Origin of the sequence: Gimesia algae (assembly GCF_007746795.1) — a bacterium.
GTDB lineage: Bacteria > Planctomycetota > Planctomycetia > Planctomycetales > Planctomycetaceae > Gimesia > Gimesia algae.
Genome location: NZ_CP036343.1, coordinates 2,013,475 through 2,027,477 on the forward strand (window position 1 = coordinate 2,013,475; position 14,003 = coordinate 2,027,477).

A 14,003-nucleotide genomic window follows, 5' to 3' on the forward strand; every position below is an offset into this window, starting at 1 on the left:
TTCCAGCGGATTATTTAACGGGCGGGAGACCGACGATGACAACCGGGTCAATATGGTCTGTGTCGTCCTGAGCATCTTGAAGAAACAGTCCGGTGATCGATCCTCCTGGTGGAATATTCATGTCAGCCAGATCGATACCAACGGCAAACAGGCGCGAGGGGACTTTATGCACCAGCTGTGACCGTGCCACTATCGGAAGAGGAGCACCATCGTTGGCGAAATCCGGGCTCAATTGAGTCAAACGACATCCGGTCATAATTTGTGCTTCGGCGGAATGACCATCGATGTCGTATTTCCGGATGGTCATTGGTAGAGCATCAGGGTGGCCTGTTCGCGGGTACAAATGGAATACATCGCCTTCGAGAGAATGAGCGATCGACTGTGCGTCGAAAATAATGAGATCAGGACCGGGTGAATTAATCACAGGTTGATCAAAGACCAGATTCATGCCGGGAGTACCATCACGCCCCAGAATGATTTCTCCTTCATGCCACTTGTTCTGGCCACCAGGATTAATGAATCCTGAAGCAAACAAGAGATTCATCAATCCAAATCGATTGTATTCATCAGCGGGAGAATTGGCTGGAACGATTCCAAAAGCGTTGGACCCGGGCCGGTAATGATTGACTCTTGGCAGAATAAAATCGTTACGATGATAGGTGCGACTTATCCCCCCACGTTGCACAACCAAAGTCGAAAGCTCTTTCGCCTGCCCCAGGTCGTCTTGAATGGATTGATAGCCAATCAGGTGATCGGGGATTGAGGCTACATAAATATCACCTGGCGTATGATTGTCTCCCTCCATTAAGTTCAGATCAGTGCCCACGTAGGCGGTATCGCCTTTGAACAATGTCTTTTTGCGGGGACCACTGAGAGTCGAGATTTCCGCCTCACCATCCACGACAGCCACATTCGACGCTCCGTCTTCAGATACAACAACGGAAAAACGAGTTCCCAAATCAATTACTTCACTTGTTGGCGTACTGACTTCGAAACCCTCGGCGCCCTCTGGTGCGTAAACAGAGCACTTCCCAAGGTTAACAACCAGCTTCTCGTTATGCACGACCTGGAACAGCGCTGGCGCACTGAGAATCACTTCAGCGCCCGAGGCAAAAAGAATTTTTATTAACCCATCTTGCAGCATATAATTTTCTGAGAATTTTAAACAACTGCCGATCGACGTGGGAGAATGAGTACCACGAAAGACTGCACGATGCCCTGCTATGATTTTGGCCTCGGAAAGTATCTCTTGCCCTATACTTCGTTCAGTCGTTTGCACAACCCCTTCCAATTGCTTTGTTGTTTCCTGTTTCGCTAACTGCTTTTGTTGATCTATGTAGGATGTCACAAAGCTGGTTACCGCAATCAGGCAGAGCATAGCGCACGCTGCCAGAGCCCAAACGCTGAATGGCCCCAGGCGTTTTCTTCGTGGGCGACCAAAGGTGAGTCCGGGAACGGTTTTGCTGACTTCCCCCAGTTCAATCAGTGACGAATCCAGTGACATATATTCCAGGTACAACGATTGACGCTCTGGCTGATCAAGCATTAATGACTCCAGGCGATCTGCTTCTGAATTTTCAAGCGAACCATCCACGAGCTGCCGCAGCAATCGTTCAAATTCTGCATCATTATGCTTTTCGTTATCAAACATGTTCCACCTCCGCAATACGTCGCTTTACACACTCCCTTAACTGACTTCGGATCCTGCCAACCCGGTCATAGATTGCGTTGATTTTCATTCCCAATTCTCGTGCAACCGACGAACATTTGCGCCGTTCCCAGTAGACCTGCTCTACAAGCCACAAATCTTTTTGTCGCAATGATTTCAAACAATTCTCCAGTGATGCCAGTTGTACATTTTGAACGCTTTTTCCGTTTTGCATCCGCTCGAACAGCTGATTAAGAAGCTGCTCAGAGAAATAGTGCCGATCACGTGATGATACACGCAGGAAGTTTTTCACTTCATAAAACGAGATTCCCATCGCCCACGGCAGGAAATCACAGGCAGAGTCGTACTGATCAAACTTGTCCCACATTATCATGCTGCAACGCTGATACACATCTTCAGCGTCAGCGTGATCCCCCAGCAGTGAGTAAATAAAAGCATACAGCTGGCGGCGATGAGCCGTCAGAAATGTTGTAAACTGTCGTTCTTGTTTTTTCTGTTCCATGAATTATTTCAACGATCATTCAAGCCTGACAACACTCACTTTCCTGTTCTATAAGTAATCGTACACTCATTGAATTTTTCAGGTCGAGTTTTAAAGAGAATCTGCATAATATCCACAATTATCTGTAGTTTGAAGAGTCTCACCATTCAGACACAGTTTTGTTATCCTGTTTGAAGTTAAAACCTTACAGCAAATAACGTCTAGTGTCAGACGGTTTTGGGAGAGACCAGATTCAACGTCTGGCTGATTGGAAAAAACAAGAATGGACCCAACTCACAATCTGTGAGCGGATTCAGAAAAGAAGAAAGCCAGGCATGAATACAATGGTTACGATCCTGACGTCGAGTTCCCGTGGTTCAAAAATGACAATCACACTGATCTTCAAATTGGGGTAGTCCAATCTCAGTTTCCACGCTCAGGCAGACTGGACACCGCCTCCGAACCAATCAGAAATCGATGTTATCAGTGCCGTCATCCAGATGGTTGAATCAGGCGCATTGATCTGGTGTTATTTCCTTGTTCAGTTTAAGCAGGAAGGAAGTAGTGGGTTTTATTCTACCCAACCAAGTGTACGAAACACTGGTGAATTTTCAGCAGGACTAAAAAATTACTCATGCGCGCTTTATCAGGCAAAGAAATCAATTGAGGAATCGGTAGTCCGAAATCCGCCTCCCCTGCCCTTGTTCTATTCCTGAAAACAACGCTTCTCCCGCCGAGATCATTTACTGAAAATATTCGACTTGACTCCCGCCTGACACAAACCAGAATAAGCGTCTAACTGAGTCGCGCGCGTGCCCAGTTTACAGAGCACTGAAACACGCGCCACTTGTTCCGACTCTTCACTGTAAAACAGCCGGTTTTTTCCAGATTTGCACTGCCTGAAACCACACTCGTTCGTGATGTTAACCTGCGGGTCGCCACACTTCGCAGTCCTTCACCCCGACACCATCCTTGTCTCGCCCTATATCGCACCCCTGTCGTCAAACATCGCCACATCATTCTGAAAACCCCTTGCTCCCCTCACGCCACTCCCTAAGATTTACCCTCGAATATGAAATCAAACCTAATTGAGAAATCCCCCGCATCACTCAATCCTTTCGTGTCAATTCGTGGGTTTCGTGGTAGCAAAAATAATCCTGAACCAATACAACTGGGAAAGCGCACAGTCCGTGTGCCTGACAGAAATCTCATCACCCTGACCTGCTGTATCACAAATTATAAAAATCGGCACCCAGCCTCACAGATGAAAATCGCGAACCACTGGAGCGCATCACATTTAACCATAGCGTCACTCAATCTATTATAGTCGGTCCAAATGGCCCTAAAGACGCTACAGTAAAACTGGACACAGTCTTGTTATCCAGAGACAGATCGGCGACCAGTTATTTCATTCATTTGTTCTCGGCTTCCAGTTATTTGAGGCGCCTGACTTCTTCCGATTTCATGCCGTCGTACTGATTCCGCCAGCGTTGAATCGCATTGGAGACGAACTGCCGTCTGTGCAGAGGGCAGCATCAACACAACGGCCTCGCCGACCAAACCCCTTCCCGCGATCCAGAAACTGGTGAAGAGGAAACAACTGGGAATCAGCAGTTTGCAGATGAAACCAAAACCAGATTGTTGTGTGCTATGAAACATTGGTGCAGTCATTACCTCAGTCGCATTGAAGAAAAGTGCTACCTTACACACTCTGGATTCGATGCCTTTATTTGTGACGTACTCTAACGAGTCTGGTTTACCCAGCGATGGACGACCGCGTTTAAGTCGGGTTCTTCACCTTCGGGAGTTTCGAAGTAATAATGCTCCAGGCGCGATATCGAGACGCCCAGTTCCTGTTTGCCTGTGGGGCTTAACCCATTGGTGCGTTCAATATCTTTCAGAAGTCCGAGGACTGTAAACGGGGTGATATTTTCCGGCACCTGATAACGGGCAGATGTGACAACCTGGGTTTTGCGGGTACTCAATCGGTAAACAATCACAAGTAAAATCAATACTGCGAACACAACAGAGGCAGGAACAATCCATGACTTTTCCGGGGTGCCGTATTCCTGTTGCAGCATAATCTCCGGTTCAACCGAAACGAGGTCGGCATCATCGAATCGCTGGTAAGTCACTTCATGATCTTCCTGTTTCGGCAATCCAAACGAAAATGTTTCAGGATGCCTGGCGAGATCCGGGCGCGCTTCCATCGAAACCAGCCAGAGCCTTTCGGAATTGACGGCGTTTTCCGGGCTCGTTTTGTCAAATTGAGAAACCGAGACTCCTTCATTTTCGACCGAGGTCACGTTAAATTCTTGGGGCTTCAAATCCACAATCTGATCCAGATCAGGAATCAGTCCAACACCGGTCACACGAACTTCCAGCTTCAATTTACCTGCTTTGGCTTCGCGTTCATCAAGTGTCTGTGTAATCTGCAGATTCTTAAATGGTCGCACATCTCCCTGCTCCGACGAAGCGTCAATGGGTAGGGGAGCCGAATTGACAGGGACCACCGCGTAGCCGGAAGTATCCATGAAATCCATGTCGAGAGTCAGGCTTGGAATCTTATCGACTTCCGGCCCTTTGGGCTTCAACAGGAGATACGCATAAGGAGTCATTCTCCAGCCATACTCTTCAGTAGCACGGGAATGCACGTCTTCGCTCTGAAATGTGATGGAGAGAATTTCAAAATGTTCTTCCAGGGCCTGTTTGGCGGCCTCTTCAAATTTATCCCGATAATTTTCCAGCGGACGACCATAATTGTAATAGTAATAGCCGCCTTGATTCTGGTTCTGCAGGTACTTGGCAAAGCCCCCCGACTCACGTTCAATTTCTTTGGTATGCCGCAGATTGACGAACAGACCAAACGGTGCTTTATGCCCCACGACATCGGAGCCATCAATGGTAGTTTCCAGCTTGATTTCCGTCACGAGATCCTTGTAATAATCATAGACTTTCTTCGCTTCCCGTGCCTGTTCATGATCGCCGACAATCTTGAATCCGGCTTTGAGATAACGAAACTTGACACCGGGCTCCACTGCACTGAGCCGTACAAACAGCGCATTGGCAAACTGATCCATATGACGTTTGCCGATTTCGCCCGGCAGTCCCTCGATGGCTGCGCGGATTAATGGATATTGTGTGGGATCGGAAACCGTCGTATGCGAGATCTTGCCCAGGTCCGGTGCACCCAGACTGGCGTAGAACCAGGTTTCGTAGACGGTTGATTCCTGTTTCTCTTCCTCCAGTGTCTCTACTTCAGTCGCATACAGTTCCGCTGCCTTCTGGAACCCCTCCAGCGAAATCTGGCGTCGCTCGGAGAATTCCGTAGTGCGGTTCAGTTCCTGCTGAAATTCATTTGCATCATGGTCCAGCGCAGCTTTCGCGAGCTGAACTGACCAGGACTTGGGATATTTCCTGATGGCTTTGCTCAGAACCAGTTGAGCCGTCGCATAACCTTGTACGACTTCGCGTTCAATGTCTTTTTGCTTGCGGTTGGTTTTTGCCGCTTTCTGCGTGGCCGGTAACCGCCAGACTTTGCCGAGATTGGTGCGCATGGTTTGAATCAGTGATGCCAGAGTATTGGGGTTCAGTCCGTCCACGGTCCCGTAGATTTTTTCAATGGCATCCAGCTGATAAACTTCTGCAGAGCTATGGACCTGCGTGAATGCCTGAGTAATGAGTTTTTCATCAATTGGTTCAATCGGTAGATCGTTAATGCGTTGAATCCATCCCGCAAGTTCTTCCAGGTTGCGAACCTGTTTGGAGCGTGTGAGTGGAATTCCCTGGGCACGCTGATTAAAGCCATAGGAGAACATATAAATGCTCGTCCGCTGCTGTTCGGAATTGGGATTATGATTTTTCGTCCAGACCCGCAAAAACTGTTCGGCAAGCGACTTCGCCTCGCGCGGATTCAGGGAAGCCAGTTGTTCAATATAAGGAAACGCTTCATCCTCTTCTTCCACTTTCAGATAGAGTTTTGCGATCGTTGTCTGGAACTCCAGGTGCAGTGACTGTTCAATCAACGCCATCCATTTCTCATCGGGAAGCATTTCAAGAATTTTCCCGGTCGCGATGGCCTGAATTCGATTCTGACGCTGCATTTGCGGTTGCATCATCATACTCTCGGTATAGTAATAATTGCCGTAATAATCCCGCTGCATCATTCTGGAACGGCTGGTGGAATAATCATATGTTTGAGAGATTTGCGCTTCCCGTAACCAGTTGGTTGCCATCATCTGTAACGTCGGCTGCCATTCGCGGGCCTGTTCGGGAGCCGCTTTCAGCAAGGCATCGACGGCTGTTTTCTGTAATTCCAGACTCTTTAGTCGATAGTGACTGTTCGCACTTTGCGCCTGTATTCCCATCGCGACTGCCGCACCAATGGTCGAAAGAATTTCTTTGCCCCGTTCAGGACGTTTGCTGAAACTTTCGCTCAGCCAGGCTTGCCCCAATTCCTCTTTGATGCGCGGCGTCAATTCCACCGCACGTTTTAAGGCTTCTTCTTTTTCGGATGCACTGATCTCACCGACTGCAAGAACAGCCTGCAGAGCCGCCCATGCTTTTTCCAGATGTTCATTTTTTTTCTCGTATTGCGGAAGTGCAAGATAGTAACGCGATAATAAATTTAATGCTTCGCGATCATCCTGTTTGACAGCCTCTTCAAGGTCAGGCAAAAACTCTGCCAGATGCTGAGCCTGTCCGGAATCTGCCAATAGCCTGGCGATCTGGCGTTGCGTCAAGAGCGTCTTACCGTCCGCGGACTCCGACTTCGTCCCCTCTTTTTCTGGTTGTATTTCGCGAAACCGGGTGAGGTACTCTTCGATTGAAAAACCGTTCTGAATCGAGATTCTGAACACACCAGCCAACTGACCGAACAAGGTATTTTTCTGTTTCAGCTGGGCAGCGAGTTGCGGATTCTGCTGCAATAGCATCTGCATCTGGGCAGAATTGCGGGAATTTTGAGGCAGGTTCTGCGATTGAATTTTTTCAGTTGAATCTGCAGGTAACAAGGCGGCCAGTTCGAAAAAGTCATCCAGGGTGATCACATTCTTTTCTGCAAACTGAGGAAAGCGCGAGCCTGGTTGCTGTACAGGGTTCTGCAATGATGACAGTAATTGCAGATAAAGTGCCTCATATTCTGCTTGCGGAAGCGTATTGAAAAACGTTTTCACTTCGCCCCAGTTGCCGAGTGTGACGTTTTGCTGCAGCTCTTTCAGCTGCTTTTCAAACTGCTTCAACTCGGCATCCAGTTTCTGCTGATGCGCTTTTTTATCCGCTTCAACCTGCTGTTCTGCAGTAAGCGGTTTCTGCGCTTCAAGGGGCTGGTCTTCAGTCTGCGCTCCCTCTGATTTTGATTCGTCTTGCTCGTCCGCTGGAGTCGCCCAGACTTTGATAATGGCCGAAGAGCGTCGATCAAACTTCAGTTTTTTAATCGCCGCCAGTCTTTTCTGCTCATGTGCTTTGTCCTGCGCAGCGCTGGCTGAGGCCTGTGCGGCGGCAGTCGTTCCTGATGAAACGGTAGAACTGGTGGCAACTGCCTGAGTCTTTACCGGTGTGGCAGAAGCGGGGGCAGACGGAGGAAAGACTTGTGACGTCCGTCCCGACGAAGTCACCGCGCGGCCCTGGGCAGAACAGACACCCGCAGTTACTGCAAGAATGAACGTTGCGAATGTGATCGAAAGAGCGAGATGAAGTCGCTGCATCGGTAGTCACCTTTATCAATACAGAATCAAATTGACAGAATCGTAATTAGAAGGTCGATGGTTTCAGAATTATCTCGTGGCTATCATGAGCCACTTTTGTCAGGCGGCGGTCCGGAGCTGGCTCCCCGATTGTCCTTGGGCTTCTTCTCTCCGGTCCCTTTTTTCTTACCTTTCTTTTTGCCCTGTTTGTTACAGACACCATTACAGCAGCCTTTGCATTGACATTGCTTCGGAATCGGTATTCCCTGCAGATCGGTAAGATCGAGACTGGCCAGTCGAATGACGGCTTCCAGATTTTCCTGCTGCTCTGTGAATTCATCCTCACTTCCCGACAGTGCAGCATTTTCCGCCAGCAGGCGATAGTTCTGACGCGCCGATTCAATGATTGGTTCCCAGCCCTCTTTGCCGACCCCCTCAAGCCGCAAAGTCCAGGTCACATAATATTCAGCATTGGCCATCGCGGAACGCGTTTCTTTAACCAGTTCCGCATCTGGCTGAGGTTCCGACTGCAGTTCTGTTAAGAGTGCCTGCAAATCAAGATAGGCATCGGGCAACTGTCCATTCAGCATCATCGCTTTATCGCGTTCCAGCCGCAATTTCTGTGCTTCTTTCACACGTTCCGTCGGAACCAGCGGTAATGCTTCATTATAAAGGAGGACCGCCTGATCCCAGTTCTCCTGTTTGCCCGCAGCCTGCGCAGCCTTGATTTTCTGGTCCACCTCATCAAGTTTAAGCTGTGCCTGCCCCGGTCCGTAATGATAGGCCCCTACAAAGCACGGGACCAATCCCCAGCAAAGCAACATCATGATTCTCATTGGACTTTCCTTCCTGCAATCAGTTCCAATTGCACAAGAGACGAATTTGTTTCCTGTTTCCATTTACCCGACGGTCATGAGGCCGCGGGCTGCCGTTGTTTTGATTTCCGGGAGCGGTCCGAGTTCTGACTGGACTGCTCCCTGTTTCTTCGACTCGTTAACACGCCTGGTTTCCAGCCAGTCCCCCAATAATGGAGCAACCAGGGTAACAGCGCATAAATTAATGCAGATAAGCCGCAGGCAGCCAGCGCATACTCGCGGCGGGTCAATTTCTCGAAGGGATTCTCTTCTCCTCCAACTGCCAGATGATCAATCAGATCAGTACTGAGATGTTTCTCATTTCCGTTATGATAGGTGCCATTTAAGCGAATTGCCACCTGCCGCAGTGTCGAGACATCCTGCCGGGAATGATGTCCGTTGATGAACGATCCTTTCACTGAATCTCCTACGCCGATCACAACAGCATTCGCAACCGAGACCGGCATTTTCGGCATGCCCACGCCGGGCACCGTATCGCCATCGCTGATCAACAGCAACGTGGTACTGCGGGGATTCCAGGGTTTTGATAATTCGCCTGCTTCCTGCAACCCTGAAAACAAGTCGGTCTCGCCTGAAACAAACGCATGATGCATCGGCAGATCATTGAAAATATTGCGAATGACTTCCATATCTTTTGTTTCTTCGACAACCCGTTTCGCTGAGTTATAGACGGCGATAACGCTCGTACGATAACGATGCATGTTCGCCCGTGCGAAGAATGAATTCATGACCACGGCAGCACGTTTCATACGCGTCTGATCTTTCTCCTGTCCGGCATCTGCCAGACGCATACTGGGAGATACATCCAGGACAATCAGCAGATGCTTCATTTCGCTGTCATCGATCTTTTCTGCGACGTGAATTTTAGGAGTCAGCAACATTAATGTGATCAGGCCCCAGCAAAGCGCCGTCAGGGACAAAACCCGCATCACCGGAGCAAATCTGGCCCAGCTGGCTGCCTGCGCAGCAGGACCGAAAACCAGGGGCGCAATCCGTCTGATGCGCCGGGCATGGAGCTGCTCTGCTCCAATGGCAATCACAAATACAACCAGTGCCGCCAGCTCTGCTACCAAGGTGTGTACCTCAACCCGAATAATGTAAGCGTGCTGCTGCCAAGCAGAATCAGTCCTGCCAGGCTGTAAGGATAAAAATGATCCATCGATTCCGCGGCGGTCCGCTCCATCCGCGTTTCCTGCATCTTATCAATATGCTGAAAAACCGTTTCGAGCGCCGCGGGGTTTTCCGGCTCAAACACTTCGCCCCCCGTCAACCCTGTAATATTGACTACAGAGCCCGGAACTTCGCTGGACGCAATATGAATCGCATAAACTACAATCCCGTCCTCTTTCAGCTTACTGGCAATCTCCAGATCCTGCCCGTTCCCCAGATCAAAGCTGTATCCATCTGACACCAAAACAATCATCCGGTCCCCTTCTTCACGGGAGATCAGGACTTCACGACAGGCCCGCAGGGCTTTCCCGATGGATGTGCCTCCCAACCAGTAGGGATGCCCTGGGCTGAGGGGGTCCATAAAGGGGGGCGCACATTTGATTGCAGAGACATCCGTAGTCAAAGGCACCCAATGTAGTACTTCGTTTCCAAAAAATGTCAGACCGAACGCATCGCCTTCACGGTAATCGAGAAAATTATTAATCGCAGCCATCGAGGCATCGTAGCGTGTTCCTTCTCCGAATGAGGCGGTCATGCTGCCTGAAACATCGACGCACAGTTCGATATTCGTCAGTACCCGTTTGGATTGAGGGGCACTCAACTGCTGTGGCCCCGCCAGTATCAGGACCACGACCCCCAGAATCAGAGCCGGTAATGACTGCGCAAAATTGACCAGGGTTCCCAAATACCGTCCACGCGGTTGAATTCCATGGTCAAAAGGCATCACGACTCGACCACCTTCACGCCGCCAGACCCAGATCAGGAGCAACACCGGAAACACTAAAAACACGAGCACCCAAGGGTGAGTGAAACTCATTGTGACTGACTACCTCTTAAAGAAATACATGTTCCATTAATACAAATTACTGGGCTCTCACCAGGTTTTCGTCCTTTCATCATATCATCAAAATACATCACATTATTTTTCAGCACGTTCTCTGAACTAAAATTGAACCGAATCGCCTGTCAGGAAGCCAGCGCAGCCAACTCCTCATCCAGGGCTTCGGCTGGCAGATGCTGATACGGCTCCAGAATCTTCGCTATCTGAGCGACATCCACTTCCTGGTCCGTATGGGGACGGTGCAATAGAATTTCCAACTGTTGCAGTAACGGCCCGGCTTCTGCATGTTGTCTCAATGTTTGTGTCACCTGGGAGATATCAGTCTGCTCCAGATGCAATCGTTTACGCCAGTAGGCAACCAGCATCATCTCCAGTTCAGCCATCTGCGACTTGCTCAGTTTTCCGGAAATGGCTTTCTCCACCATCGGCTGCAATCGGTCCGATAAAGAAGGTGGTGGCTGATCATTTTCTGCAGCCTCTGCAGGAGTCTTTCGTCTGGCGAACAGAATCACGAGGATCCCCAGTATCCAGGCAACGAAGATCAGTGTTAACCAGAACCGATATCCGCCTATTCGGGGAATTGAGACTGCAGCAGGGCTGTTCGGCTCTACTCGATCCGCGGCCAGAATCGAGTCGATCTGCACCGGGATCGCAGGAACTTCGCCGAGGGAGCTGTGATCTTTCCGTTCCAGAAACTGAACCAGATTATATGCGCCTGGTTTCAAGCCGTAATATTCCAGCTCATACCGGAACATGTCCGGACCATGCGGATGCGTGCTGATGATTCGTAAAATAATCGGATCGTCGTCTGCGATCTCTTTGACCTGTAATTCCGATCCGGGCAGAATCACCTGTTCAATCCGCGCCGCCATTCCGACAGAAGCAGCCGACTGGTTCTCAGCCAGGCTGGTCTGGGTTGAGCAGAGGCAGAGCGAAAATATGGCGAAGGAAAGTATAACCATGATCAAAGTTCTGACGGAACAGATTTGTTGATGACTACGCATTAGCGACTCCCCCGAGACAGGATATCGCGTGCGGAGAAGAACTGTCGCAGCCGAGGCACAAATGGTTCATCTGTCTCTATCAGCAGATGGTCAATCCCACCGCGTTTCAGCTGAAAATCCACCTGCTCCTGATCGAGACAGCTCTGTCGGCCGTGGGTGACAAAATCGCTGCCGGTCTCCGCTTCCTGGGCCCGCATCAGACCAGCGCCGCGCAAGCCGACTTCTGCCGGGTCGCGAAACTGAATCACAACCGTGTCGTGGATTTGTGAAAGCTGTTTGAGCGCCGGTATTGCACGCGGATCATGCAGATCGGAGAGGACGATTATCAGGGCCCGGTTTTTGAGACTCGGACTGAATTCAGCAACCCGCTGTCCCAGTGTTGTCTGTTCGTCATAGCGGTGACGTCGCAAGCGGACCAGCCACTGCATGACCTGGTCTTTGGACAGGCTGGGATGAACCCGAAAATCGGTTTCGCCCACTCCTAAAACACCAACTGGGCTGACGCGTTCCAGGCACGCGAATGCAAGTCCTCCTGCGATGTGTAATGCCAATGCGTATTTACTTTTTGGCGTAGAGCTGACCATCATTGAGGCTGAGGTATCGATCAGCAGATAACAGGGAAGCCGTTTGGGAGTTTCGTACTCTTTGATAAAGAGCTTGCCCGTCCGGGCGGTCACACGCCAGTCGATACTCTTGATCGGATCACCTTCCTGGTACGGTCGCGACTGAAAGAATTCCAGCCCCGAACCGAGGAAGGGAGAACGGTCGGTGCCATAGCTCAGACTGTCGGCCAGCCGTTTCACCGCAATATAAAACTGCCGTGCATTCAGCGGATCAAACTGTTCCAGCAAGCCTTCCATGAGTAACCTGTTTCAATACAGAGAGGAAATGGTAAAACCATTAATTGTTGAATAATGTCGGCTAGGCCTCCCGGGAAATCAGGGATGGTGTGGCTCCCAGATCTCGCAGCATATCCTGCAGAACTGACTTACCGGTCAGACCATCGGCCAAGGCTTCATAATTCAGCCGTATGCGATGGAGAATGACATCTTCTGCCAGGACAAACAGATCTTCCGGAATCACATAATTGCGACCATTGATCAACGCCCGCGCCCGCGAGGCCTTGATCAAGGCGATCCCGCCACGAGGACTGCAGCCCAGTTCGATATTCGGATGATTTCGCGTGCGGTTAATGACCTCAATCACATGCTCCAGAAATGTATCGCTGACATGAATGTCATTTACTGCCTGCATGCAATTCACCAGATCTTCGGCCGAGCCGACCGGCTGTTGTTTCATGACATCAAATTCGGTATTCACAACCGCCCCCCGGTCTTCTTTGCGAATCCCGAGTGCCATATTGCGTTTTAAAACTTCGCGTTCTTCTGAGGGATCGGGATAATCCAGACGGTGACACAGCATGAACCGGTCGAGCTGCGCTTCCGGGAGTTCGAATGTCCCGGCCTGTTCTACCGGGTTTTGTGTGGCGATCACCAGGAATGGTGCAGGCAGGGACATCGTCTCGTTTCCGATGGTGACTTTTCGCTCCTGCATCGCTTCCAGCAGAGCTCCCTGCACTTTGGGAGCTGCCCGGTTGATTTCATCTGCCAGCAACAGGTTGGTAAATACCGGCCCTGTGCGCGTCACGAACTCATTGGTCTTCTGATCCAGGATCTGCGAGCCCAGGATGTCAGAAGGCAGCAGGTCAATCGTAAACTGAATCCGGGAAAAATCGAGGTCAATCGATTTGGACAGCACCGAAACCAGCAGCGTTTTAGCCAGTCCGGGGACCCCCTGCAGTAGAATGTGCCCGCCTGTGAAGAGGGAGATTAATAATCGTTCGACGACTTCATCCTGGCCGACCACCACGGTCGCCACCTGATTCCGCACATCCTGAATGAACCGGGCATTTTTGAGGACTTCTTCTGAGTTTTCAGTATGACTGGCAGCAGATATATTCATAAATAAGATCGTTCCAGACAGAGTTGAGAATGCTTTCACAGAGAAGGTAGAATCTCTGGTTAATAGAATCACACATAGCAGGTTGTGGTTCTACGAGTCATAGAATGGCGATAGCGATCTAGACAAAAGTCCTGTAAAATAAACAAGAGCACACTATATCTTAAAAATGAAGTTCTATGGCTGTCAACTACTTTCGTTTCATTTTCCTGACGTATCTGAAGCAGTGACAGTTCCACAAAACCGATCTATCGATGTGCACAGCGGAAATAAAACGATCCTGCAGGACAAATTTTTCCCAAAGGATGTAACTCTTCTCT

Annotated in this window: 9 protein-coding genes; all 9 read right to left on the minus strand. The window is 49.9% G+C overall.

Annotation, left to right across the window (positions count from 1 at the left end):
• Positions 1 to 10: 10 nt before the first annotated feature.
• The 9 genes from Pan161_RS07340 to Pan161_RS07385 all read right to left on the minus strand — a co-directional run bounded on the left by Pan161_RS07340 (position 11) and on the right by Pan161_RS07385 (position 13,686).
• A complete protein-coding gene (locus tag Pan161_RS07340) occupies positions 11 to 1,651 on the minus strand; it encodes a FecR family protein (RefSeq protein ID WP_145225463.1) in 1,641 nt (546 codons plus the stop codon).
• Complete coding sequence (locus tag Pan161_RS07345) at positions 1,644 to 2,171, minus strand: sigma-70 family RNA polymerase sigma factor (protein ID WP_145225464.1); 528 nt, start codon at positions 2,169 to 2,171, stop codon at positions 1,644 to 1,646. The genes Pan161_RS07340 and Pan161_RS07345 overlap by 8 nt, the downstream gene beginning before the upstream one ends.
• Positions 2,172 to 3,892: 1,721 nt before the next feature.
• Complete coding sequence (locus Pan161_RS07355) at positions 3,893 to 7,855, minus strand: hypothetical protein (protein ID WP_145225467.1); 3,963 nt, start codon at positions 7,853 to 7,855, stop codon at positions 3,893 to 3,895.
• A gap of 83 nt (positions 7,856 to 7,938) precedes the next feature.
• Entirely contained in the window at positions 7,939 to 8,670 is a 732-nt protein-coding gene (locus Pan161_RS07360) for a hypothetical protein (protein ID WP_145225469.1), read from the minus strand.
• Between the two features lie 74 nt (positions 8,671 to 8,744).
• Entirely contained in the window at positions 8,745 to 9,782 is a 1,038-nt protein-coding gene (locus Pan161_RS07365; RefSeq protein ID WP_145225471.1) for a vWA domain-containing protein, read from the minus strand.
• Entirely contained in the window at positions 9,776 to 10,696 is a 921-nt protein-coding gene (locus Pan161_RS07370; protein ID WP_145225473.1) for a vWA domain-containing protein, read from the minus strand. The genes Pan161_RS07365 and Pan161_RS07370 overlap by 7 nt, the downstream gene beginning before the upstream one ends.
• A 149-nt stretch (positions 10,697 to 10,845) precedes the next feature.
• Positions 10,846 to 11,682 carry a hypothetical protein gene (locus Pan161_RS07375; protein ID WP_145225475.1) on the minus strand — a complete coding sequence of 279 codons (837 nt, stop codon included), beginning with the start codon at positions 11,680 to 11,682 and terminating at the stop codon, positions 10,846 to 10,848.
• 41 nt (positions 11,683 to 11,723) lie between these two features.
• Positions 11,724 to 12,584 (minus strand): DUF58 domain-containing protein, encoded by an 861-nt coding sequence (locus Pan161_RS07380; protein ID WP_145225477.1) that lies wholly within the window; start codon positions 12,582 to 12,584, stop codon positions 11,724 to 11,726.
• Between the two features lie 61 nt (positions 12,585 to 12,645).
• Positions 12,646 to 13,686 (minus strand): AAA family ATPase, encoded by a 1,041-nt coding sequence (locus Pan161_RS07385; protein WP_145225479.1) that lies wholly within the window; start codon positions 13,684 to 13,686, stop codon positions 12,646 to 12,648.
• Positions 13,687 to 14,003 lie beyond the last annotated feature (317 nt).

Coding starts and splice junctions, on each gene's coding strand:
- Pan161_RS07355 (WP_145225467.1), bottom strand. CDS start 7,855: ATGCAGCGACTTCATCTCGCTCTTTCGATCACATTCGCAACGTTCATT.
- Pan161_RS07385 (WP_145225479.1), bottom strand. CDS start 13,686: ATGAATATATCTGCTGCCAGTCATACTGAAAACTCAGAAGAAGTCCTC.
- Pan161_RS07375 (WP_145225475.1), bottom strand. CDS start 11,682: ATGGTTATACTTTCCTTCGCCATATTTTCGCTCTGCCTCTGCTCAACC.
- Pan161_RS07360 (WP_145225469.1), bottom strand. CDS start 8,670: ATGAGAATCATGATGTTGCTTTGCTGGGGATTGGTCCCGTGCTTTGTA.
- Pan161_RS07370 (WP_145225473.1), bottom strand. CDS start 10,696: ATGAGTTTCACTCACCCTTGGGTGCTCGTGTTTTTAGTGTTTCCGGTG.
- Pan161_RS07345 (WP_145225464.1), bottom strand. CDS start 2,171: ATGGAACAGAAAAAACAAGAACGACAGTTTACAACATTTCTGACGGCT.
- Pan161_RS07340 (WP_145225463.1), bottom strand. CDS start 1,651: ATGTTTGATAACGAAAAGCATAATGATGCAGAATTTGAACGATTGCTG.
- Pan161_RS07380 (WP_145225477.1), bottom strand. CDS start 12,584: ATGGAAGGCTTGCTGGAACAGTTTGATCCGCTGAATGCACGGCAGTTT.